The organism is Microcoleus sp. OTE_8_concoct_300 (genome assembly GCF_031383065.1).
In the GTDB taxonomy this organism is placed as follows: Bacteria; Cyanobacteriota; Cyanobacteriia; order Cyanobacteriales; family Microcoleaceae; genus Microcoleus.
In genome coordinates, this window is sequence record NZ_JANMZH010000927.1 from 1 (window position 1) to 4,429 (window position 4,429).

1 protein-coding gene is annotated in these 4,429 nt (G+C 47.2%); it reads left to right on the forward strand.

What is annotated here, in order from left to right; all coding sequences use genetic code 11:
- Window positions 1–4,429: FG-GAP-like repeat-containing protein (locus ACUVJL_RS39460; protein WP_445250797.1), on the forward strand; the 4,429-nt coding region annotated here is incomplete at both ends.

A 4,429-nucleotide genomic window follows, 5' to 3' on the forward strand; every position in this document is an offset into this window, starting at 1 on the left:
CCGGGATGCGATCGACCAAATTACTCAAATTTTAGGCGATCGTACCAATATAGACAGCATCCACATAGTTTCTCACGGTGCTCCCGGCAGCTTGCAACTCGGCGACGTTCGCTTTAGTTTAGAGGATATAGAGTGCGATCGGCATTCTCTACAGCAGTGGTTTTCGCGACGAACCGACTCAATATGCAAAAATCGACCTAATATCCTCCTGTACGGGTGCTGTGTAGCAGCAGGCGAGACAGGTAAAGCATTTGTCAAACGCTTGAGTGAGTTAACCGGGGCGTGTGTTGCAGCTTCCCAAAACCTCACCGGAAGTGTAGCAAAGGGCGGCGACTGGGAACTGGAAGTGAGCACCGGTTCAATAGAAACGCCGCTGGTATTTGAAGCCGAGGTGTTAGCGGGTTACGAGTATGTTCTGTCTACTTTTGGTCTTGCGACTAATTTTCCCATAACCACCGATCTCCGTGAAGTTGCGACTGCGGACTTTAACAAAGACGGCAATCTTGACCTAGCCTTTGGCAGCAATGGACCCAACAGCGTCTCGATCGCATTGGGAGATGGCACAGGCAAATTTGGCAGTGCCAGTTATTTTAACACCAACCCGCCGACCGCGCTCTATACCGTGTCTGTCGCTGTAGGCGACTTTAACAAAGACGGTAATTCTGACCTGGTTACGGCTAATAATGCGACTAACAACGTTTCTCTCCTATTAGGAAATGGTGATGGCACTTTTGGTGCAGCCACCTACTTTGGTGTGGGATCGAACCCCGGTACCGTCATTGTGGCAGACTTCAACGGGGACGGCAATTCTGACTTAGCTACAGCCAATCTAACCTCTAACAACGTCTCCATCTTGCTGGGTAATGGTAATGGTACTTTTAGCGCAGCTACTACTTTGAGCCAGGGGAAAACAACCACTTTTTGGGTGGTTGTCGCCGACTTTAACAAAGATGGCAAGTCTGACTTAGCGACAGCGAACTATGGTTCTAACAGCGTATCCATCCTGTTGCAGAATGCTAATGGCACTTTGGGCGCCGCCACTAACTTTACCGTTGGAAATAACCCTTATTACATTGCTATAGGAGACTTTAACGGGGACAATAATCCTGACTTAGCAATCAGCAATCAAAACTCAAACAACGTATCAATACTGTTAGGAACTGGCACGGGAAACTTTAGTGCAGCTACCAACTTTAGCGTTGGAACACAACCCCAAAATATTGCTACTGGTGACTTCAATGCCGATGGAAAAGTCGATTTAGCCACAGCCAACTATGGATCGGGCGATGTCTCCGTCTTGTTTGGAAGTGGCAATGGCAGCTTTGGGACTGCCACTAATTTTGTTGTGGGAACCAATCCCCGAGGTATTGTTGTAGGCGATTTTAATAAAGATGGCTTATCCGATTTAGCTACGGAGAACTATGGCAGTGCAAACTCCTCAATTCTGCTGAATACACTCCCGGCGGTAAATTTCGGTGCTGCAACTTACAGCGCAACAGAAGGAACCGCAGACACGGTAGTTAATATTCCCGTCACTCTCACCGGCACTCCTGACGCTGCTTTAACAGTACCAATTGTCATCGACAAGAGCAGCACAGCTACCCCTAATTCAGACTACACCATTTCCCCTACCTCGATTACATTCCCCGCAGGTGCAACAGGTGCCACACTCACCCAGAATATTGCAGTTACTATCAAGCCTGACAACATAGCTGAAAACGCCGAAACCGCAATTCTCAACTTGGGCACAATCATCGGTGGCATTGCCGGTACAACAAAAAAAACAACATTAACTATTGCTGCTAACGGTACAGTTTCTTATGCCATCGCCGCCGGTACTGCCAGCATTGCTGAAGGCAATAGCGGCACAAAGCCTCTGACTTTCACTGCTACTCGCAGTGGCAACACAGGCGGGGCAAGTAGCGTCAATTATACGATAGACGGAACTGCTACAAACGTCAGCGATTACAACAACATCGGCGGCACTTCTGGGGCTACTGCTGCTACTGGCACGATTAATTTTGGGGCAGATGAAACATCCCAAACCATTACTGTCGATGTATTAGGCGACCCCCTAGTTGAACCCGACGAAACCATTGCCGTCACCCTTTCAAATCCCACAGGCCCGGGCTTAACACCGACAATTACCACTGCTACCGCTACCACAACTATTACTAATGATGATGTAGCGCCACCGACTCCCACACCAACGCCGACAACGCCGACTCCCACACCAACGCCGACAACACCGACTCCCACACCAACGCCGACAACACCGACTCCCACCCCAACGCCGACAACGCCGACTCCCACACCAACGCCGACAACGCCGACTCCCACACCAACGCCGACAACGCCGACACCAACACCAACGCCGATAACGCCGACTCCCACACCAACACCGACAACTGGTACACCAACACCAACGCCGACAACTGGCACTCCCACACCAACGCCGACGCCGACACCGCCGACACCGCCGACACCTGGTGATACCATCGACACGAAGAATTGGTGCGGCGTAGAAGCTGGATTGGATAAACTTGAGAAAATTCTTGACGACAAATTACAGGCAGTTAACCTACCCATTGTCGGCTCTCTCAAGAACATTTCCCCAGATTTTATTGGCAACTTCAAGACTAAGTTAGTCGATACGATTAAAAATCTGGGAAATCAAAGTCTGAGTCAGTTAGAAACTAGCCTCCGCACTGCACTGGGCTCGGACTTCAATGTTGCTATCACTGGGAATTCGAGTGCTGCTGAAAGTACCTTGCTAATTACTCTGGGCAGGCAATATGAGTTTCCCGACATCAATCTCTCGAAAAACTTAGGAGTACCGGCATTAAGCTTAGATGTAGATGGAAAAGCCAAATCAAAATACAACTACAACTTGTCCCTAGGAGTTGGTGTTAGTAAAGAATTCGGCTGCTACATAGATACGGACAAAACCAAGTTAACCGCCAACATTGACTTGGGCCTAGATGACCAATTCAAGGCAAAAGGCAACTTAGGTTTTTTCCAAGTTGACCTGGCAAACGATACCAAAAACCTTACTAAAGTCGATGCCAACCTTGAAATCAAGTTCAATGACTTAGACAATCTGGGCGGCCCGAATGATGGAGATCGCCTCACCTTGCCAGAACTGCAAGGCAGCTATCAGTTTAAAGACTTATTCAAAGCCAACTTAACGAGCACTGCTAATCTCGGTCTCACAGCAAAAACCAGCATCAACGGCAATGCTGCATTCCCCTCCTATAACTTCGACTTAGCAGTTAATTGGCCGATCCTAAATTACGCTAACGGTCAATTAACCGGGCCGCAAAAGCCCACAGTTGCATTTAACAATATGCAACTTGATTTGGGGACATTTGTCAATAATTTTGCCAAACCAATAATCGGTAAAATTTCCGATGTCATTAAACCATTTCGACCAGTTATCAACTTCCTAAATGCCGACACCAAGTTACTGTCTAAACTCGGTCTAGCGGGGCCGTTTGATAAAAATGGGGATGGCAAAGTTAGCGTACTAGAACTGGCAGCAAAAATCTCTGGTCGCGATATCGATACTCGCTTTTTATCTGCGGTTGCCAAGGTTGATAAAGTTGTTGATTTGGCCAACCAAATAGCCAACTCTCCCGATAAAATCGACTTTGGTTCCTACACTCTGGGGAATATAGATGTTGCCGCTCAAAGTGCTAATCTTCAGAATGCTTCCCCAGTTCCAAAGACTGCGGTACAGCAAACCGCTAACCAACAAATAAACTCCAAAACAAGCGGCAAGGTCAAGGAGTTCTTAAATGCTTTACAAGATATTGATGGCTTTGATTTGCCACTCTTGACCAAACCGGAAACGGCGATTCAATTGCTGATAGGTAAACCCGATGTTTCGGTATTCACCTATCAGATGCCAAAACTGGGATTTGACTTTAAGATCGATCAAAAATTTCCGATATGGGGGCCGATCAAGGGTTTACTGGAAGGCAAGTTTAGTGCTGAAGCTCATCTAGGATTTGGGTACGATACCTACGGATTAAACCAGTGGAAAAACTCGAATTTTGCTGCGGGTTCTGCTGACAAAGTTTTGGATGGATTTTATGTGAGCGATCGCGAAAATGCTGACGGTACAGGACGAGATGTTGACGAACTCACACTTGACGCTAGTATTGCGGTGGGTGCTGGGATAGATGTGAAAATTGCCGAGGCTTATGTCAAAGGTGGAATTCAAGGAAAAGTCGGCATCGATTTGATAGATATTGGAGAATTCCAACCGAAACAAGGTGGCGACGGCAAAATCCGAACATCGGAAATTACTTCCCGGATCAGCAAACCCTTGGAACTGTTTGATGTAACAGGACAAGTTAATGCTTTCTTGGGTGCTGAAGTTAAGGTAATTTCAGTCAAATTTTGTGAGAAAACTTTCAAAATATTT